Origin of the sequence: Mycobacterium scrofulaceum (assembly GCF_001667885.1) — a bacterium.
Taxonomy (GTDB): Bacteria; Actinomycetota; Actinomycetes; order Mycobacteriales; family Mycobacteriaceae; genus Mycobacterium; species Mycobacterium scrofulaceum_C.
In genome coordinates this window covers 1-19,015 of record NZ_LZJW01000147.1, presented here as the reverse complement: position 1 = coordinate 19,015, position 19,015 = coordinate 1, and the positions used below count along the sequence as shown (strand labels likewise).

Annotated in this window: 21 protein-coding genes, 1 tRNA gene and 1 pseudogene; 13 read left to right on the top strand and 10 right to left on the bottom strand. The window is 67.0% G+C overall.

Features of this window, described 5'->3' with window-relative positions:
- Positions 1–82: 82 nt before the first annotated feature.
- Positions 83–1,738, bottom strand: a complete 1,656-nt coding sequence (locus A5681_RS20975) for a DUF3662 and FHA domain-containing protein (protein ID WP_067279715.1) — start codon at positions 1,736–1,738, stop codon at positions 83–85.
- A gap of 242 nt (positions 1,739–1,980) precedes the next feature.
- On the opposite strand from A5681_RS20975, the gene A5681_RS20970 reads away from it, so the two are divergent.
- The 4 genes from A5681_RS20970 (at position 1,981) to A5681_RS27230 (ending at position 5,101) form a co-directional block, all read left to right on the top strand.
- Positions 1,981–2,063, top strand: a tRNA-Leu gene (locus A5681_RS20970).
- A 220-nt stretch (positions 2,064–2,283) separates the two neighbouring features.
- A complete protein-coding gene (locus tag A5681_RS20965) occupies positions 2,284–4,167 on the top strand; it encodes a hypothetical protein (protein ID WP_067279712.1) in 1,884 nt (627 codons plus the stop codon).
- Complete coding sequence (locus A5681_RS20960; protein ID WP_067279708.1) at positions 4,167–4,598, top strand: hypothetical protein; 432 nt, start codon at positions 4,167–4,169, stop codon at positions 4,596–4,598. The genes A5681_RS20965 and A5681_RS20960 overlap by 1 nt, the downstream gene beginning before the upstream one ends.
- A gap of 68 nt (positions 4,599–4,666) precedes the next feature.
- Positions 4,667–5,101, top strand: coding sequence for a hypothetical protein (locus A5681_RS27230; protein ID WP_156738082.1), 435 nt, complete (start codon positions 4,667–4,669; stop codon positions 5,099–5,101).
- A 95-nt stretch (positions 5,102–5,196) separates the two neighbouring features.
- Here A5681_RS27230 and A5681_RS20955 read toward each other — a convergent pair whose 3' ends face one another.
- The 4 genes from A5681_RS20955 to A5681_RS20940 all read right to left on the bottom strand — a co-directional run bounded on the left by A5681_RS20955 (position 5,197) and on the right by A5681_RS20940 (position 8,413).
- Positions 5,197–5,526, bottom strand: coding sequence for a GNAT family N-acetyltransferase (locus A5681_RS20955; protein WP_067279704.1), 330 nt, complete (start codon positions 5,524–5,526; stop codon positions 5,197–5,199).
- Positions 5,513–6,496 (bottom strand): pirin family protein, encoded by a 984-nt coding sequence (locus A5681_RS20950; RefSeq protein ID WP_067279700.1) that lies wholly within the window; start codon positions 6,494–6,496, stop codon positions 5,513–5,515. The genes A5681_RS20955 and A5681_RS20950 overlap by 14 nt, the downstream gene beginning before the upstream one ends.
- A gap of 27 nt (positions 6,497–6,523) precedes the next feature.
- Entirely contained in the window at positions 6,524–7,906 is a 1,383-nt protein-coding gene (locus tag A5681_RS20945; RefSeq protein ID WP_067279698.1) for an acyl-CoA dehydrogenase family protein, read from the bottom strand.
- Positions 7,907–7,996: 90 nt separating this feature from the next.
- Positions 7,997–8,413, bottom strand: coding sequence for a WhiB family transcriptional regulator (locus A5681_RS20940; RefSeq protein WP_067279695.1), 417 nt, complete (start codon positions 8,411–8,413; stop codon positions 7,997–7,999).
- A gap of 143 nt (positions 8,414–8,556) precedes the next feature.
- Between A5681_RS20940 and A5681_RS20935 the strand changes: the two genes are divergently transcribed.
- The 6 genes from A5681_RS20935 (at position 8,557) to A5681_RS20910 (ending at position 12,707) form a co-directional block, all read left to right on the top strand.
- Positions 8,557–9,324, top strand: coding sequence for a helix-turn-helix domain-containing protein (locus tag A5681_RS20935; protein WP_067279693.1), 768 nt, complete (start codon positions 8,557–8,559; stop codon positions 9,322–9,324).
- Positions 9,321–10,139 (top strand): C40 family peptidase, encoded by an 819-nt coding sequence (locus A5681_RS20930; RefSeq protein WP_067279690.1) that lies wholly within the window; start codon positions 9,321–9,323, stop codon positions 10,137–10,139. The genes A5681_RS20935 and A5681_RS20930 overlap by 4 nt, the downstream gene beginning before the upstream one ends.
- A 16-nt stretch (positions 10,140–10,155) precedes the next feature.
- A complete protein-coding gene (locus tag A5681_RS20925) occupies positions 10,156–10,518 on the top strand; it encodes a DUF4226 domain-containing protein (RefSeq protein ID WP_067279688.1) in 363 nt (120 codons plus the stop codon).
- 145 nt (positions 10,519–10,663) lie between these two features.
- Entirely contained in the window at positions 10,664–12,031 is a 1,368-nt protein-coding gene (locus A5681_RS20920; protein WP_067279685.1) for a DUF4226 domain-containing protein, read from the top strand.
- Positions 12,032–12,081: 50 nt separating this feature from the next.
- Positions 12,082–12,399 (top strand): ESX-1 secretion-associated protein, encoded by a 318-nt coding sequence (locus A5681_RS20915; RefSeq protein WP_067280029.1) that lies wholly within the window; start codon positions 12,082–12,084, stop codon positions 12,397–12,399.
- Positions 12,396–12,707, top strand: coding sequence for a DUF2694 family protein (locus A5681_RS20910; RefSeq protein WP_067279683.1), 312 nt, complete (start codon positions 12,396–12,398; stop codon positions 12,705–12,707). Before A5681_RS20915 ends, A5681_RS20910 begins: the two co-directional genes overlap by 4 nt.
- A gap of 14 nt (positions 12,708–12,721) precedes the next feature.
- Here A5681_RS20910 and A5681_RS27525 read toward each other — a convergent pair whose 3' ends face one another.
- Positions 12,722–12,865: a hypothetical protein gene (locus A5681_RS27525; protein ID WP_167374087.1), complete on the bottom strand. Its 144-nt coding sequence runs from the start codon at positions 12,863–12,865 to the stop codon at positions 12,722–12,724.
- Between the two features lie 82 nt (positions 12,866–12,947).
- Between A5681_RS27525 and A5681_RS20905 the strand changes: the two genes are divergently transcribed.
- A complete protein-coding gene (locus A5681_RS20905) occupies positions 12,948–14,852 on the top strand; it encodes a DUF5631 domain-containing protein (protein ID WP_231996383.1) in 1,905 nt (634 codons plus the stop codon).
- Positions 14,853–14,925: 73 nt separating this feature from the next.
- Complete coding sequence (locus tag A5681_RS20900; RefSeq protein WP_419866344.1) at positions 14,926–15,246, top strand: DUF2710 family protein; 321 nt, start codon at positions 14,926–14,928, stop codon at positions 15,244–15,246.
- A gap of 127 nt (positions 15,247–15,373) precedes the next feature.
- Here A5681_RS20900 and A5681_RS20895 read toward each other — a convergent pair whose 3' ends face one another.
- Both A5681_RS20895 and A5681_RS20890 read right to left on the bottom strand, forming a co-directional pair.
- Positions 15,374–16,147 carry a TIGR03084 family metal-binding protein gene (locus tag A5681_RS20895; RefSeq protein ID WP_067280021.1) on the bottom strand — a complete coding sequence of 258 codons (774 nt, stop codon included), beginning with the start codon at positions 16,145–16,147 and terminating at the stop codon, positions 15,374–15,376.
- Positions 16,147–17,466, bottom strand: coding sequence for an MFS transporter (locus A5681_RS20890; RefSeq protein WP_067280023.1), 1,320 nt, complete (start codon positions 17,464–17,466; stop codon positions 16,147–16,149). Before A5681_RS20890 ends, A5681_RS20895 begins: the two co-directional genes overlap by 1 nt.
- A gap of 139 nt (positions 17,467–17,605) precedes the next feature.
- Here A5681_RS20890 and A5681_RS20885 point away from each other — a divergent pair, with 139 nt between their 5' ends.
- Positions 17,606–18,214, top strand: a complete 609-nt coding sequence (locus A5681_RS20885; RefSeq protein ID WP_156670136.1) for a YqgE/AlgH family protein — start codon at positions 17,606–17,608, stop codon at positions 18,212–18,214.
- Positions 18,215–18,251: 37 nt separating this feature from the next.
- On the opposite strand, the gene A5681_RS20880 is transcribed toward A5681_RS20885, so the two are convergent.
- Positions 18,252–18,593, bottom strand: coding sequence for a hypothetical protein (locus A5681_RS20880; RefSeq protein WP_067279679.1), 342 nt, complete (start codon positions 18,591–18,593; stop codon positions 18,252–18,254).
- Positions 18,594–18,658: 65 nt separating this feature from the next.
- A pseudogene (locus A5681_RS27520) lies at positions 18,659–19,015 on the bottom strand (hypothetical protein); the annotation flags it as partial.

The following is a 19,015-nucleotide window of genomic DNA, read 5'->3' as shown; positions in this document are numbered from 1 at the left end:
ACTCCGAGCACATCGGCAACGTCACGATACTTGGACGGCGGTCGACGCGGGGCGAAGCACGGCAGCGTTGAGCCCAGCGCGTTTAGTGGATCCGGACGATGATCTCCGAGTGGCCCAGGCGGATCACGTCACCGTCGGCCAACTGCCACTCCTGCACAGGTGCGTTGTTGACGGTGGTGCCGTTGGTCGAGTTCAGGTCCGACAGCAGTGCGACCTGCCCGTCCCAGCGGATCTCGAGGTGACGTCGTGAGACCCCCGTGTCGGGCAACCGGAACTGAGCGTCTTGTCCGCGGCCGACGATGTTGGAGCCCTCACGCAGCTGGTACGTGCGGCCACTGCCGTCGTCGAGCTGCAGGGTGACCGTCGTTCCGCCGGCGCCATAACCGCCCGCGCCGTAACCGCCGTAGCCGCCGGCCGCCTGCCCGTAGTCCGCGGGCTGCCCGTAGTCAGCGGGCTGGCCGTACTCGCTCGGCTGGGCATACTCGGCTTGTTGGCCATAGTCGTAGTCGCGGTGGGCGGTCTCGGGGTATCCCGCGGCCTGACCGGGATATCCCCCGCCCGGCACGTTCTCGGCGTACTGCGTGTAGTCGCCCCCGTATTCCTGCCGGCCGTAGCCGCCGCCCTGCTGGTAGCCCTGCTCGTATCCGGCCTGCTCGTAGCCGCCGCCCTGCTCGTATCCGGCGCCCTGCTCCGGGTAGGCCGGCCGTTGCTCGGGCGGAGCGTAACCCTCGTCTTGGCGGGCGGGCCCGCGGCCGTAATCGCCGTAACCCCCGTAGCCCTGCTGGCCTCCACCGGGCGGCGGGGCGTAGCCGCCGCCCTGACGGTAGCCCTGGTCGTAGCCCTGGCCGCCGTATCCGGCGGGCGCGGGAGGGCGCTGCTCGTACTGCGGCGGCGGGCCGCCCTGGCCCTGGTCGGGGTAGCCGCCGGGGGCTTGGTAGCCGCGCTGGTCGGGGTAACCGCCCTGATCTTGGTAGCCGCGCTGGTCGGGGTAGCCGCCGGGGGCTTGGTAGCCGCGCTGGTCGGGGTAACCGCCCTGGCCTTGATAACCGCCTTGCTCCGGATAGCCGCCCTGCTCGGGGTGGCGCGGCGGCGGGTAGCCCTGTTGGGGCGGATAGCCGCCCTGCTCTGGCGGGTAACCGGCGCGCGGGTCTGGCCCGCCCTGCGGCTGTTCGCCGGCGCGCGCGTCGTCTTGCGGGCGCGCGTAGCGCTCGTCGTAGTACTCGTCGCCAGGCCGCCCAGGCCCCGAAGGGCGGTAGCTCGAATCGTCAGTCATTGGTGCTACTCCTCGTTCTGCGCCGAACGCACTATTTGATTGTGGCGGGACGGGATCGTGGACCGTCGGGCGGGGCTGCACATCGGGATTGACAGCACCACGGGCGCGGTACTGCCCAGTTCGCAAATCCGACGACTGCTCGAACCGGACGACCACATCACCATACGTTTGCCACCCCTGTTCTCGGATGTAGTCGACCAAGTACCTCGCGAAAGCGCCCGACGTGAGATCAGGGTCGGCGCCCACCTTCTCGAAGTCGTGCCTACCGAGGGTAATGATGTATTCGTTGGGGGCCAAAAGACGATCGCCGTGAAGTTTCTGGACTCCGTCGCGGGCTTCGCGGCGCAGGAGCGCTTCCACCTCCTGCGGGACGATCGATCCGCCGAAGACTCGGGCGAAGGCATTGTCGACTGTGGCCTCGAGCTTGCGCTCGATCCGCGCGGCCAACCCCCGTTGGCTATTCATGCTCTGCCGTTCGCGTGCACTTGCCGCGGCATGCCGCTGGCGCGCGGCAAACGATTCGGCCAGTGTCCCTCACCCCAGCATGTTATCGGGACAGCGCGACGGTGCGGCACCGTCGAAACTCTGAGAACTTCGTCGGCCCTGCTCAGACGCGTTGTCCCCCAGTGTCCGAAGGCTTCCGGGCCCGACCAGGCGGGTTGGGGAACGCGGCCATTAGAGTGGTATGGTCCATCGGTTGTTTTTCCGGGCGAGTGGCGGAATGGCAGACGCGCTGGCTTCAGGTGCCAGTGTCCTTCGGGACGTGGGGGTTCAAGTCCCCCTTCGCCCACATTTTGAGCGGTTCACCGAACCGCCGGCGCTGAGGTCACGGGCTCGAGGAGTCCGTGACCTTCGTGTTTTCCATAGATTGCCCCCGTCGCAGCATCAGGGGACGCCTCGTCGCTGCGGTGAATTGACGTCTGCGAGCGCATTAGTAGCGTAATTGCCAGCTCAGGAGGGGTGGCAATGATCGTCGCGGCGCGTGGAGCTGCGCAGCTACGGGTGATGCGATGCAGCTCCGATACATAAGCATCGCGGCGCTCATCGCCGAGGCCGGTGGTGATCCGTGGGCGATCAACAAAAGCCTGCAAGCCGGGAGCCCAGGTCAGATCTCTTCGCTGGCGGAGGTGTTCCACTGCGCCGGCCGATGCACTTCTGAGGCCCAGCATGCCTTCGAGCAGGCCCGCAACCGCTTCAACGCGGCGTGGAACCGCCGGGATGGCGGCCATCCGATCAATGACTCCGTCGAAGTGCAGCGGGTGACCAAGTCGCTGGGTGTTCAGTCGCTGCAGTTGCCCAAGATCGGAGTAGACCTGGAAAACATCGCAGCTTCCCTGGCTGAGGCGCAGAAGGCCTCAGAGGCGGAGATCGCGGCGCTCGAGGCGCAGTTGCAAACGCTCGACGGACTGATCGGCCAAGCCGTCGAAATGGAGCAGAACGGCCACCTCAGCGCGGAGGACAAGCACACCCTCGATGTCCTCATCCGTAATTGTGAGCGGGACGCCATCGATGACACCAAAGCCGCACTGGCGCAAATTCATTGGATACGTAACGGCTACTCCGACGGCTTACACAATGCGCTGGGCAACTTGCGAACCGACGGATACGATCCCGCTGCCCTCCGCGATGTCGATGCCGACGGTTCGCCAAAGCCCACCGAGCTCCAGCTACAGGCGCTGGCCGACCTCCGCCGGATCACCGACCAAGCGGTGATCGATCAAATGGGTAAGGTGCGTGCCGCGCAGGATGCCTTGAACAAGGCAATGGCCGATCTCTATACCCACGGCCCGGGGTCGCCTGAGGGCGAGGCCGCCAACGCGAAGCTGCCGAAGCTGAAATCGGACCTCGCTCACGCGCTCGACGACCTGGGCAAGATCCCTGACTACAAGGACGTCGAACCCGCATCCATAACGGTCGGTCCCGACGGGCGTTTTATATTCACCCACACCGTGGATGGCCAGCCCGTGCAGGTCTACGGCCAGCTCAAGGACGGCGCGGGCGAATTCTTCGATCAGGCCATGGGCACGTCCTACGCCTTCAGCGGTGGCAAGTTGACCGGCATGCGCACGCTCGATCCCGGGAAGGTGGAAGCCACCCCTGAGCCGTTGTGGAGTGCTATCTCCACTGCGGTCGGCGGCGGCTATGTGCTGAAGGCGGGCGGTCAGGTGGCCTGGCAGGGACTCAAGACACTTTTCACTCGCGAAGCGATTGAGGGCGTGACCGGCGAAAATGTCTTTCCTCGCGCATTGACCGGTGCGGAGGAGCGCGCGGCAAGTGCTAGCGCGGACCTGACCTCGCAGGGTTCTTCAACTACCGGCGTGAGCGGAGAACCGGTGCCGGGCACCCACTCCGGTCCCGCGCCGGTCGTGGAGCACGCTCCGACGCACCCCGGCGGTGGTGGCGGAGGTGAGCTTCCGCCCGATGCCGGGCCTCCGGCGGAACCGCATGTGCCGGTGGCACCGCACGACCCACCACCCGTGGTGATCGATCCAGCCCATCCGGAATTCACCCTGCACAACCCCCTTGACTACATGACGCCGGAGTTGCGAGCGCTGTCTGAACAGCACTTGACGGGAAGCGGCGAGACGGTCCTTGGGCCGTATAAGAATCCGTTGGGCGGCCCCTCCTACATTGAGCTCGCGCAACAACGTGGCGCCAGCTACTTCGATATCGGGGATGCATGGAACGCGGCCACGCCCGTTGAACGACTTGCCGCCAACCAGCATGTACTCGATATTGCAATTGCGAATCGAGATACGATTAAACTATCAGTGCCAATCGATCAGGTTCTCGACGATACTTACACTGCTGCGGAGCTGAGTTATCTACGTGCTCACGGATACGAAGCGATCGACGGTTCAACCCTGGTACCCCCCAAGGCCGGAGGCCCGTGATGAAAGCGCTGCTAGAGTTCATTCTGCAATACGCAGGATTCTTGTACCTCAACCCTGAGTATAGGATCACGGATTCGACCACCCGGGGCCTCGCCGACATCGATGCGTCGATTTCCTTTTCCGGCGAGCTGCTCAGGTGGGATGTCGTGAACGATCGTGGACAGATATACTTCGCGGCAGTGCCCACATTGCTGGGAGGCGGCGACAATTGGTTCGCGGCTTCCCTGATTCGTCAGTACCTTGAGGGCGGCGACGATACTGGCGCCGCATCACCCGCCGATCAAGCCAGTTGGCTGTCAGTAAATTTGAAACGCGTAGAGCAGCTTTTCGCCGATCGGCCCACCGCTGACCGCACAGCTGATGAGTTGGTCTCGCTACGCAGGTCCAATTCATCGAAGAAGTGGGGCTGGCCGAAACCGGACGACCTCTAGGCCGTTCTCGGTAACGTGCTTAACGTGTCGAGCCTGTTGACTCGAGACATCAGATTGCGGCGTCGTCGATGAAGGCCCTTTTCGAATTTTTTCTGAAGTACTTCGATTTCCTGTACTTAAACCCGCAATACCGGATCGCTGATTCACACGTCGCGAAGGACGCACCGAGTGCCTCTTTGACGTTAGTTGGACCCGCATTAACATTTGCGCTGATCTACGATCGGGGCCAAATAGAAATCTTGGTCGCGCCGTCCAAGCTAACGCAACCAGAAAACTGGTTCTGGCCTTCGCTGATCAAACAATATATTGACAACGATCGACTGATTCACTATTTGCCTGCCCCGGATGAAGCAATCTGGGTGCGTGAAAACCTCGGCGCCGTCGAAAGGCTTCTCTCGGGCGCTTCGACACTGAAAGCCACATGTGACGAGCTGTGCGCGCTGCGCCGTGCAGATTCGGAAAAGTATTGGTCAAGCTGGCGCGAGGAGCAAGGGCTTACTTAAGCGATGTCCGGCGAGGGCTGACGAGCGGACCGCGACCAGAAACGAGACTGCACCGCTATTCGCCGAGCTGCCACGCCATTGCGTCGCGGTGACCGCTACGACTGCACCCACCGCAGAATGTCTGGCGTCACGGCATCGGTGATGTCATCGAATTCGGGGTGCTTCTTGAGCACGGTGCCGATCATCGAGCACACCGGGACGATGCGCTTGCCTTCGCCGCGCGCCTCATTCAGCGCCTCCTCGACGAGGATCGTCGCCAGCCCCCGTCCGCCGTACGCCGGGTCGATTTCGGTGTGGTAGAAGACGCGCTGGTCGCCGCGATCGGCGAAGTCGGCGAGGCCGACTTGTTTGCCTTCCACGGCGATGGTGTACCGGCCCTCCTCGAGGTTCACGGTCGTCTCTGCCCCGGTCTTATCGGTGGCCATTGTTGCCTTCCTTTCCTTGCGGTATCGGTCGAGGCCGCAGCCGAGTGGTCGGCAACGGCGGGGCGGGCAGTCGGGTAAGCGAACCCCGGTAGCCGTGGACGGCACCGAAGCGGTCGTCGCCGGCCTCCCAGAGTTGGCGGTAAGCCACGATGTCGTCGTGGCTTCGTCCCACGAAGTTCCACCACATGACCAGTTCTTCGGTGAACGGCGTCCCGCCGAGCAGCAATACCCGCGCGGGCCGGTCCCCGTCGTTGTGCAGTCGCAACGACGAGCGGCCGGGCCTCAGGTACGCCAACTCGGCGACGGTCAGAGCGGCTTCCTCGACCCGGACCGCACCCGAATCGCAGAGCACACCGTGCTCGAAGGCCGGATCGATATCGAGATCCAGGCGAGTCAGGGCGTCGAGATCGACCTGGGCGCCCAGCAACGGCGTGAAGGTATGCACCGGGGACCGGCTGCCGGCCAGTTCTCCGAGGAATACCCGCACCGTCGCGCCGGGCAAAGAGGTCGGTGCAGGCGCGTAGTGGGCGAAGGCGCGACCGGTGTCGCGATCCGAACCGGGCAGCGCCACCCAGAGCTGGACACCGTGCAACGCCGCCCCCGATCGAACCGACACCTCAGAGTGGCAGATCCCGGCGCCGGCGGTCATGAGATTCAACTCGCCGGGGCGAACGGCCGCGTGCACGCCGGCGCTGTCGTTGTGCTCCACTTCCCCACTGAACAACCAGCTGACGGTTTGTAGTCCGGTGTGCGGATGCGGGGGGACGTCCATGCGCGCGGAGGCCGGACCGTAATGGTCGATGAAGCACCAGGCGCCGATCAGCGAGCGCTGGCGTTGTGGCAGCGTGCGTCGTACGCGCATCGCCCGGGGCCCGCCCAACGGAACCTCGCGGGGACGCAGCACCTCGGTGCCCGCGCTCGGTGCAGCAGCGCAGGCGACTTCGATCGGCGCCGGCTCAAGATTGCTCATCGTCCACCCCGACCGTACCCACGTCCGTTACTTACGTGGGGGTCGGAGCACCCGCATGGCCAGCCGCATGACCGGCTCGGGCACCCGGTCCTGCATCGACAACGCGGTGTCGGCGGCTCGCGAGCGCAGCGGGGTGCCTCGACCGAAGACGCGGTTCAACGGTCCGCCGGACGGTTCAAGCACCACGTGCAGAGGCGGCGTGCCGACGGTGGCTCCCAGCGCATTGGCGATGACCATCCGCTGGATCTCGCTGGTGCCCTCAAAGATGGTGTACAGCTTGGCATCCCGGTACCACTTCTCCACCGGGTGATCGGTGATGTAGCCCCAGCCACCCATGGTCTGAATCGCGCGTTCGGTGGCCTTGACGGCCACCTCACTGGCGGCCATTTTCGACATCGACCCTTCCCCGCGTTCGAAGGGCACGTTGTTGGCCGCCATCCACGACGCCCGCCAGGTCAGCAACCGCGCCGCATCGATCTGGGTGGCCAGCTCCGCCAGCGGAAAGGCGATGCCCTGGTTGTCGATGATCGGCGCGCCGAATGCCTCGCGCTCGGTGGCGTACGCCGTCGCGTATTCCAGCGCGGCGCGCGCGATGCCGATGGCCTGCGCGGCGACCATCGGCCGGGTCTGTTCGAAGGTGCCGAGAGTGGCCGAGCCCGACCGCTTGCCGCCCGCCACGACCTCGCGAGCCTTGGCGAGTTTGTGCTCCAACTTCTCTTCTCCGCCAAGGAGATTGGCGCCGGGGACGCGGACGCCCTCGAACAGCAACTCGGCGGTGTGGGACGCACGGCAGCCCAGTTTGTCCAGCTTGCGAACCAGCTTGAGCCCGGGCGTGCCACCGGGCACCACGAACAGCGCCTGACCGCGATGGCCGAGCTCCTCGTCGACGACGGCGTTGACCACGTGGACGTCGGCGATTCCGCCGTTGCCGATCCACATCTTGTGTCCGTCGATGATCCAGTCGTCACCGTCGCGGCGCGCGCGGGTGCGCAGATTCCGCACATCGCTGCCGCCCTCGGGCTCCGAGATCGCCAGCGCCGCGAGCTTGAGATCGCCTGGGGTTCCGAAGCATTCGGGCGCCCACTCCAGCATTTGTTCCGGGGATGCCGCCTGCCCGATTGCCGAAAGCGCCAACGCCGGCATCACGATCGCCAGCCCGATCCCGGCGCAGCCCCAGAACAGTTCCTCCATGAACATCGGCAACGACAGACCGGTCGGGTCTCCGATCAGATCGCGGTAGAACAGCGGGCTGTAGAAGCCGCGCTGCGCTGCCTCTTCCAACACCGGCCACGGAAACTCTTGCCGTTGGTCGTAGTGGAGCGCCACGGGTCGGATTACTTCTTCGGCGAACTCGTGAGCCCGCCGGGCCAGGTCGTGCTGCGCTGCCGTCGGGGTCAGGTCGAACGTCATGGATCCCGCCTTCGGGTCGACGGACTCGGTCGTGCCGAAGCTCTACCCCGTTGGCCACGCCAGCAAACGGCGCCTGAGCAGGACGGAACTTCAGGCGGCCGAGCGAGGCCCCACCTTGGCGATGTGCAGATGCAGCACCACCGCGGCCACCGCAACCGACTCGTGCTCGTGATTGGCGAGCAGAGCCGCGTTCTCCGGCAGCTGTCGGGAGTTGATCTCTCCGGACGCGATGCGCCGCAGGACATCGTGGGCCTGGGCCAACTGTTCGCGCTTGCGGTACTGGCCCCCGGGGAGTTTGACCCCGGCCCAGACGCCGTACTCCTCGCGGTGCGCGATGGCGTGTTGGGCGCACCGGCGCTGCTGCGCCAACGGGCAGCGGCGCAGGCACTGGATGCGCGCCTCGACGGCCGACCGCTCGTACGCGCGGGCCTTCGCCGCGCCGTCGCCACCATCGTCGTCGGGATAGCCGAACCACAGTTCCGGGTTGGCAGCGCAGGGGTGTCCCATGTCGGTCTCCTTGTCGAGCGTGAAACGTAGACAAAAGCGTATACAGATAAGGGGCGCTCACGCAAGAGAAACGAGACAACAACGTATATACATAGCGATACGGTGCCCGCTGTGTAGTATCCGGCCTATGGCCGGAGCGTGCGGTGAGCCGTGAATCGGCCGGCGCGGCTATCCGTGCGTTGCGAGAGTCACGTGACTGGTCCCTAGCCGACCTCGCCGCAGCGACGGGTGTCAGCATCATGGGCCTCAGCTTCCTGGAACGTGGCGCCCGCAAACCGCACAAAAGTACAGTTCAGAAGGTCGAGAACGGGCTCGGCTTGCCGCCGGGCACCTATTCTCGGCTGCTGGTGGCGGCCGATCCCGAGGCGGAACTGGCCCGGTTGATGGCCGCCCAGCCCCCCTCTGCCGTCCCCGCCCGGCGCAGTGGACCCGTCGTCGTGGACCGTCACAGCGACACAGAAGTGCTGGAAGGATATGCCGAAGCTCAGCTCGAAGCGCTCAAATCGGTCATCGATCGTCTCCCGGCGACAACATCAAACGAATATGAGACGTATATTCTGTCTGTGATCGCTCAGTGCGTGAAGGCAGAGATGCTGGCCGCCGGCTCCTGGCGGGTCGCGGTCAATGCGGGCGCGGACTCCACGGGCCGGCTGATGGAGCACCTGCAAGCCCTCGAGGCGACGCGGACCGCCCTGCTGAAGCGGATGCCGACCAGTCTGAGCGCCCGGTTCGACAGGGCGTGCGCGCAGTCGGCGTTGCCCGAGGCCATCATCGCCACGCTGGTCGGTGTCGACGTCGACGAGATGTGGGACATCCGTAACCGGGGGGTTATCCCACCGGGGGCGCTCCCCCGCGTGCGCGCCTTCGTCGACGCCGTCGAGTCGGGCGAACACGGGCAGGGGGCGCAGTGAACCAAAGCGAAATCGAGTTGTTGAGCCGCGCTCATGACATGTTCGCCGGCGCCATGCAGCAGCCGTCGCTCGATGCGGGCACCGCGCACTACCGCAACGTGTTGCGGCGCGCGGCCGGGCCGAGCGAAGGGTTGGCGCGCGGTGGTTACCGGCTCGCCGCGGAGCACAGTCGGCAACGGCTCGCGGCAGCCGCGGCCACGGACGCCGCCGTGGCGGGCGTGATCGCCGGCGCCGACCGGGACCGTGTCCAGGCTCGCGAGCTGACCGGAAACGTCCTCGACGCGGCCCGCGCCGAGCCCGCCTCTATTCCGGCGACCCCGATGGCCCAGCGCGAAGCGATGCGTCGCCGTGCGGCGCGATTACGCGCGCAGCACGCCCACGTCGTATCGGCCCGACTTCGGGCCCGCCGACGCCTCGCCGAAATGCGGGCCGTGCGCTACCAACTGTGGCGCCGCCGCGCCGGCGGAGCGGGTTTGACCGGCCGGGCCGCCATCGCGGTGCGCGCCGCGCTGTCGCGCCTGGGTCGTCCTTATGTGTGGGGCGCCACGGGGCCCGACCAGTTCGATTGCTCGGGGCTGGTCCAGTGGAGCTATGCACAGGCGGGAATTCACTTGGACCGCACCACTTATCAACAGATCAACGACGGGATCCCGGTGCCTCGCTCGCAGGTCCGGCCGGGTGACCTCGTCTTCCCGCACGCCGGACACGTACAGCTGGCCATCGGCAACAATCTGGTAGTCGAAGCACCCTACTCGGGTGCCTCGGTGCGGATCAGCCCGCTTGGTCCCAACGTCGCTATTCGCCGACCGCTATGACGAACAGGGTGAGCCGATGACGGAACAAGGCGGACCTTCGGTGGCCGCTATACAGGCGCGGCAGTCGGCGCTCGCCGGCCGGCACGGCACGGTAGCCGACGCCGACCGGGTGCTGGCGGACGTGCTCTCGAGCGCGCATGCCGCGATGCGCGAAGGCGCCCGACGACTGGATGCCATCGCCGAGCAACTCGACCACGCCACCGTGCACCAGGCGAACCTCGCAGTCGATACACCCATGGGCGCTCGCGAGTTCCAGCGTTTCCTGCTGGCCAAACAACGCGAGATCACCTCCGTCGTCGAGGATGCCCGCGAACTCAGCCGAGCGAAAAAGGCTGTGCTGGAATCACTTCGGGACCAGTACACCGCTGACAGCGGTTAGCAAGGAGCGCTCGCTATGCCATCCACAACCCCGCGGCAGGGTGAATTGTCGAGGACGACACGCCTGGGTACGGTCGTCGAGCATGGAGAGATCGCAACGCATCCCGCACGGAATCGGCGCGGCTGCGACGGCGGTCGCCTAGCCGATGTCGGCGCACGAGGAGCTTCTTGCCGCGGTGAAAGACGTCCGAGACCGCACCGGTGATCCGAACGCGTGGCAGGCGGGCCTGTCGCCCAGCGAGCTGGCTGCCGTGATCACCCCGACGACACGCCCCGAGCAACTCCAGGCGATCGCGGGCAAGATCCGTCAACAACTCGCGGCTCCACCGGATCGAGAACGGGGCGAGGCGGCGGAAGCCATCGCTCACGCCGAAGCTGCCCTCGCCCACCAGAATTCGGCGAGCTCTCAGCTGGACATGCAAGTGATCACGGCCATCCTGAACGCCCATCTCAATGCGGTCGAAGGCAGCCAGGCGCTGACCAGGTTGCAGCAAGACACCGAAGCGGCGGTCCGAACGCGGTCGGACCTCGACACCCCGGCCGGAGCCCGCGACTTTCAGCGCTTCCTGATCGGCAAGCTCCGGGACATTCGCACCGTGGTCCTCAACGCGCGCCTCGACGACACGTCGAAGTCGGCACTCATGGCCGCATGGACGTCACTGTACGACGCATCCAAGAGTCCCGACGAGCGCACCTCGGCCCGCGCGGTTGGCACCGACGCGGAAACGGCAGTGCCGTCCGAGGACTCGGATTGGGATCCGCTGCTGGATTCGTTGCTGGCCGACGACCCCGGTCTGCCGACCGATGACCTATCGGGTATGGGCGCGTCGGAGGCTGCGACCGCTCCGGCTTCGCCCATGGCTCCTGCGCTGCCGACGATGCCCAGCTTCTCTCCGGGGCTACCGAGTTTCGGCTCGACACCGAGCGGGTTGCCACTTCCCGGCATCGGCGGCGAGGACAGGACCGATCCGGGGCCGGGAGGCCTCGATGACGAGGACGTGCTGGACTCCGCCGAGCAGCCGGATCCGAACACGGATCCCAAGTCGGATCAGCCGGGCGACGAAGACGAAGATGACGGTCGGGATGCGGCCGCACCCGAGGACGCGTCGGCGCCGGCCGGTCCCACCACGGTGAGCCTGCCCGACGGCGAGACGGTGACGGCCGCCAACCCCCAATTCGCGGCGGCGATCAAAGCCGCAGTGAGCGGAGCGGCGATCCCAGATGCGTTCCAACAGCAGGGAATAACGATCCCGCCGCCCGGCTCCGCCGTCACCAGCCCGATCGAGCCGGCGCAGGTGAGCCCGGCGGACATCGGGATCTTCGTCGACCGCCACGCGCTCGCCCTCGGTCCGGGCAAGGCCCTTCTCGATGGCCAAATTCAAGACATCGCCACCGTGACCGGGCCAAGCTTTCTAGGCTGGGAGCATCCGCCGGCACCGGCCGCAGCCGTGACCCCGCCGACGAGACCCGATACACCGACACCTACGCGGCCGGCGACCTCGTCGGCCACCTGACAATAATGATCTCGCCGGTCTGGCCGGCGGCCGTGAACAGGAGGCAGCGGATGGCTGATTCGATCCACGTGGTGCCCGCGCACTTGCGTCAAGCCGCTGCACGCCACCAGGAGACCTCGGACTACCTGCGGACGGTTCCTTCGTCGCACGAGGCGATCCAGGAGAGCCTGGATTCGCTCGGGCCGATCTTCGGTGAACTGCGTGACGCCGGACGGGAACTGCTCGAGCTCAGGCGCCAGTGTTACGAGCAACAAGCCGCGGACCACGCCGAGCTGGCGGACAAACTGACGGCATCGGCGACGATGTGGGAACAGCACGAGCACGATGCGGCCCGCAACTTCGGCGGCATCGCTGACCGCGGTCGATGACGGACGCGAATCCCGCTTTTGACACCGTTCATCCGAGTGGGCACATCCTCGTCCGCTCCTGCCGCGGCGGCTACATGCACAGCGTTGCGCTGAGCGAAGAGGCGATGGAGACCGACGCCGAGACGCTGGCACGGGGCATTCTGCTGACCGCCGACGTCTCGTGCCTCAAGGCGTTGCTGGAGATCCGCGACGAAATCGTGGCGGCCGGACACACGCCGTCAGCCGAGGTTCCGACCCCGCGAGACCTCGACGCGGCGATCGAGAAGCTACTGGCACACAAGCTGCGTCGCCGCAACAGGGCGATCTAGCGGACTCAGAGGCCCTACAGCAGCCACGTCTTGGCCGCCTCGGGATCTGGAGCGATATCGGTGGGCGGCTCTACGGGGTTGGGGCCGAACAACTCTCGTGCGCGGGCGAGCAAGGCACGCACTTCATCGAGTTGCTGCTGCAGCGCAGATTCAGCCATGTCCTCACGCTACCCAGGCCGTCACACCTGCACAATTCACTCACCGAATAAGCGATTCGTCAGACACCGGTACGCTTAACCGGTGGCGATCTTCGGTCGGATGACAGCGCGTCAGCGCCTCCGGAGAGCTACCCGGGAATCACTGGCGATGCCGGCTTTCAGCTCTCCCATCGATTGCACCCCGTGGGTGATCGGTGGGCTTTGGCCTGCGGAGCTGTCGACGATTACCGCCGAAAATGCCTCGGTCGCAGAGTATCTCAAAGCCGACCTGCAACGTATCGCCGATGGCGCGAACGAGCAGCTCAAGATCATCAAGCGCGCCGGCTTGGCTGATCTGCCCCGCCAGGCGGAAGAAGCTCGCGTCATTGACGAAGCGCGGGGCCGCGCCGTGCGGCGAGTCGAGTCGACGATGCGCCAGCTGCATGCCGCGAAGAGCGGCGTGAGCGCCGGATCTCCCCGCAGGCAGCCCGCCCAACCGCCGTCAGCGGACATGGAGCAGACCCGGATCATTCCTGCGTTCAGCGGCGCCAGACCCTCCGAAGCGCCCACCAGGACGACGCGTACGCCGCGCTGGCGGGTCCACAAGCCCGCTCCCACGGTGCCGCACCCCGACGGACCGCACTATGAAACGCCCGCACCGGAGGTTGCTGCGGAGGTCACCGCCGCCCCAGAAGCGCCGGATACGGAGGAGACGCAGGTCATCCCGAGCCTGGCTGGGGTGGAACACGTCGTCGAATCGCCGCCCGACAGTGCCGACGGGCGCCAGCTGGTGGAGGCCCAGGAGCCGGCAACGGACCAGGGTGAGCCGGAGTGGGCCCCGGTCACCGACGCCGCGGTGACTGCGATCGAGGAGACGCAGATCATTCCCGCGATCACCGAAGTCGAGCCGGTCGTCGATCAGCCGGTCGAGCGCACGCCCGCGGCAGACTGGGAGCCCCTACCATCCCTCGACGAGCCGGGCAGCCAGCGTTTTGAGGACGAAGCAGCGCCCGGCTCGACGGAGGAGACGCAGGTCATTCCCGCGTTCAGCGAGCCCGTCCTGGACCAGCCCGCCGCAGCCACGTCGGCGGCGGAATGGGAGCCCGCAGCCGACGGTCGACACCACGTGGAGGTGGAAGGACCGGGACGGGCGCCGGACGAGGTATTGCCGGCCCGGGAGCCGGAACCCGCCGCTGCGGCGGCCTCGATCGAGGAGACGCAGGTCATTCCCGCGATCACCGAACCCGAACCGGTCGGCGAGGAGGTGGCGGACAGTGGTCGCCACCACGCGGTCGAAGAGGAGCCCGTGGTCGCGCACGATGAACCCCGGCCCACGCAGGCGGCTCCCGGCCGGGTTCCCGAAAAAAGCTCTACTGCAACGGGTTTCGATATCGACAGGCTGAATCGCCTCCTCGAGTTCGTGGTCCGCCAGGAGCCGCGGCTGAATTGGGCGGTGGGCGACCTACCGGACGGCACGACGGTGTTGGTAACCGATTTGGCCCATGGCTGGATACCGGCGGGGATCAACCTTCCGGCGGGTGTGCGGCTATTGGAGCCCGAACGTCGCACCGGCCGGGTCTCCGCGTTGGTCGGCGACGCCGCGCGCGTGGTGACCTACGCTCCCGGTGATTCGCTGCGCCGCTCGGCGGACTTCAGCACCACGAGATCGTCGTTGGAAGCGCGCGAACTGCCCGCCATCGAGGACTTGCGCAATGTGCTGAGCCAGACCACGCGCCGGTTCGACGGACTCCCCCGCATCGTGCAAAGGCTGGCGGACGCCGCTGCCGCGGAGGCGGTCATCATCGATCAGGAGGTCGACGTGCTGCGGGTGCACCTCGATACGGCGCGCTACCAGCTGATGATTCAATACCCGGCCGTGAACCCCGCCCTGTTGCTCAAGTGTCTGTTGATGGCAGCAACGGAAGGCATCGCGAGCGGAGACTCGGTTTCGGCGAACTATCACCTCGCCTGGTATCAGAAGCTCGCCGCCCAGCAACCGGGCGCATAACACCGCCCGTTGACGTGCCTCGGCGACCTCGCAGTTTTGAATTGACGCTGGTTGGAGGGGTCGACATACTGTGATCGTGTCGGATTCGGGCGGTCGCGCGAATCTCAGCGACAAGGACCTCGTCGAATCAGTTCTTCGGGAATTGAGTGAGGCGGCCGACAAGTGGGAAGCCCTCGTTGCGCAGGCCGAGGCCGTCACGTACAGCGTCGATCTCGGTGATATCTACGCGGTGGCCAATGCTGACGGCCGGCTGCTCAAGCTGACTCTGCACCCCGGCGTGATGACCGGATACGCCCACGGGGAGCTCGCCGACCGGCTGAATCTCGCGATCTCGGCGCTGCGCGAAGAGGCCGAGGCCGAGAACCGCGCGAGTTACGGCGGCCCGCTGCACTAAATCGCACCCGCGCGCTCATCGACCGGCGCTTGGGTCGGACGGGCGCCGGCTCTCGTCGCGCGCCCGCGCGCTCATCGACCGGCGCGTGGGTGGGATGGGCGCCGGCTCTCTTCGCGCGCCCGCGCGCTCATCGACCGGCGCCGGGCGGACCCGCGAAGGCTTGTGCGATCTCCAGCCAACGCTGCGCGTCGGGACCGTCCGCGGTGATGTCGAGGGCGCCGAGCGGGCGGCGCTGCGTGACCAAGTAGCAGAAATCTTCGGCAGAACCGGTGACCCGCTGCGTCGCGTCAGACGGTCCCCAGGTCCAGGTGTCGCCGCCGGGTCCGCGCAGCTCGACCAGGAACGGCTCGGCCGGGGCTGGCAGGTTGTTGACGGAGAAGGCGTAGTCGCGGGTGCGCACTCCCAGGTGAGCAATCGACCGCAGCCGGTCGGTGGCGGGCCGTTTGACCCCGAACGCATCGGCAACGTCCAGCCCGTGCGCCCACGTCTCCATCAGCCGCGCGGTAGCCATCGAGGCCGCACTCATCGGCGGCCCGAACCAGGGAAGTTTGCGCCCGGCGGGCACCATCAGGAGCTGCTCGTGCAACCGGCCGCGGGTGGCCCGCCAGTCGGCGAGCAGTTCGGCCGGCGGGATAAGGGCCAATTCCTCGGCACCCGCGTCGACGAAGCCGGCCGGGTCGGCTGCCGCGGCCTTGAGCGCTTCGGCGAACCCGGCCTCGTCGGTGACCGACGTCAGCGCGACCCGGTCCGTCCACAACAGATGGCCGATCTGGTGGGCGATGGACCAGCCCGCCGCCGGCGTCGGGTCGGCCCAGCGTTCGGCCGGCAGCGGCGCGACCAAGGCGTCAAGGTCGTCGCTCTCGGCACGAAGGTCAGCCACGATCGATTCGGGACCCGCCATCATTGCCTCCGCTCGTCGGTCGCCCCGGCCGGGGAACGATTATTCGCCTGATCGGCGCGCCGGCCGAGGAAACTATGCATGGCCAGGCCTGCCACGTAGAGCCCGGAGCCGAAGAGGGCGAAGGCGGGTGCGTGCCCGTCGACGGGAATCAGCGCCGCCGCCACCGTGATGGAGGCGATGAACGCGACCCAGAACAGCGCATCCTGCACCGCGAAGACGTGTCCGCGCAGGGCGTCATCGACGTCCATCTGCATCGCAGAGTCGGCGCACAGCTTGACCATCTGTCCGGTCACGCCGAGGAAGAAGCCGCACACCGCCATCACCGGCAGCAGCAACCCCGCGCCGGCAACCTCGATGAGCGCCGAGGCCGCGAGCGCACCGTTCACCGTGGCATAACGACCCCAGCGCCGAACCGCCGGCGGCGTCAGCAGGTTGGCCAGGAACGCCCCGAGGCCGGCGGCACCGAAAAACACCAGAGCGGTGCCCAATCCCCCGGCCTGCGGGTCTCGCATGTGATGGACCAGCAGCAGAACCAACAGCGAATTGATGCCGATCACCATGCGGTGGGCGGCCAAGCCGGACAGGGTGGCCGCGACCGTGGGCCGCTGCGCTACCGTGCGTGCCCCGTGCAACCAGCCAGTGATCACGGCGTAGAAAACCGGTCCGTGGATTGCCCGCTTGGTGTCGTCCGGGCCCAGCACGCGGGAGCCGAATCGCAAGGTCAGCAGCAAGGCGGTCGCCACGGGGACACCGGTAAGGAAGATGATCGCCGAGGCGCCCCTGTCCCCGGCGCCGAACACGAATCGGGGCAGCAGCATGAAGTTGGCGCCGAAGAAAGCGGCGATGGCGCCTGACGCGTTGGCCACGGCATTCATCGTCACGACCTGTTCGCGCGGGACCACGTGCGGCAATGACGCCGACAGCCCGGAGCCGACGAATCGGGCCAAGCCGTTGGCGAACAGCGCGCCCAGCAGCAGCGGCAGGTCGCCGGCTCTGACCGCCAGGATTGTGCCGATTGCGGCGATCAGGACGAGGCGTCCGGCGTTGGCGCCGACGATCACCAGCCGGCGGTCCCAACGGTCCATCAGCGCGCCGGCGAAGGGACCCAGCAGCGAATAAGGCAGGAACAGCACGGTGAACGCCCGCGCGATGGCCATCGGATCGGCGGCGCGGTCTGGATTGAACAACAACGCTCCAGCCAGGCCCGCCTGGAACAGCCCGTCACCGAATTGACTCGCCATGCGCACCTGCAGCAGCCGCCAGAAGTCCGGCAAACTGCGCACCGACCGCCAGATTTCGACGGGTGCGCTTGAGTGCATCCGGGATTGGATCACAAAACCGACTTCCACGATTGGGGCTAGCAAGCTCGTCACGGCCCTTGCCGACTTACCAACAGTACAAATATTTGCGTCCCGCGCTTGATTCCCCCGGGCGGCAAGTGCTGGATGCGATGATGGTGTGGTGCCGCCGCCCGAGGATCCAGAGGACTATGTCGCGCCGGCCGCGCAGCGGGTACGCGCGGGTACGTTGTTGCTTGCCAACACCGATCTTTTCGAGCCGACGTTCCGGCGCAGCGTCATCTACATCGTCGAGCACAACGACGGCGGAACCTTGGGGGTCGTCCTCAATCGCGCCAGCGAAACGGCGGTGTACAACGTGCTGCCGCAGTGGACCAAATTGGCGGCCAAGCCGAAGACGATGTTCATCGGCGGCCCGGTGAAGCGTGATGCGGCCCTATGCCTGGCGACGCTGAGGGTGGGCGCCGACCCCCAGGGCGTGGCCGGGCTGCGGCACGTCGCCGGCCGGGTCGTAATGGTCGATCTCGATGCCGACCCCGACACGATCGCGCCCGTCGTGGAGGGGGTGCGGATCTTCGCCGGCTACTCCGGTTGGACGATCGGTCAGCTGGAAGGCGAGATCGAACGGGACGACTGGATTGTCTTGTCGGCGTTGCCATCTGACGTTCTTGTCGGGGCGAGATCGGACTTGTGGGGGCAGGTGCTGCGCCGCCAGCCGCTGCCGCTGTCGTTGCTGGCGACCCATCCGATCGACCTCAGCCGCAATTAGCGCCCTCCCCCACACCGGGGGCTTACCCCGCGCCAGCTCAGTGGCAGGACTGCGTGCAGCCGGCGCAAGTACCGGTGCAGGCCGGAGCCGCTGCTTGCCGCTGCAGCGCGAAGCGCGCGCTCTGCCACGACCCAGCGGCCAGCGTTCCGAAGGCGCCGGCGACGCAGACGATCAGCACCACCAGCGCGGTGTGCGGCGGTGCTGCCAGCGCGACCACCCCGCCGGCCGCCAGCATGATCGCCGCCGCCAGTTGCGCCGGGGCGATCGACCGCAGCGCCAACGCGGTCGGATCGACGTCCTGGCCGCGCGCCAGCGACCACGTTCCGAACCCGGCCGAAGCCACCGCCGCGCACATGCACAGCACCCCCGCAATCAGCATGGCCTCACAATACGAGTCCGGCCGCCGATCCGCTCAGTCGGCTCCACGGCAGCCGCGGCGCCGCCCTAGTGCTGCAGAAACGAGAAATTGGGCAATGGCGGCAGGCCGGGAACCAGCGCCAACAGGTTTGGCGTGGGCTGGCGGCTGGGCAGGGGCGCCTGTACCGGCAGGCCCGTCGGAGCGGTCGCCGACGTCTGCCGCAGCGGAGCCACGGCGGGCGCCTGCCCGAACGGCGGAGTAGCCGGCGCCTGCGCGACGGGCGCGGTTGCCGGAACCTGCGCGACGGGCGCGGCAGCCGGAACCTGCGCGACCGGGGGAACCTGCGCAACCGGGGGCGGCGCGGGGGCCAGCCCGACCGGGGAGGCCGCGCTGGCAGCACCGCCGCACACCGCGCTGGTGGTGCTGATCGTCTGCGTCGCCGG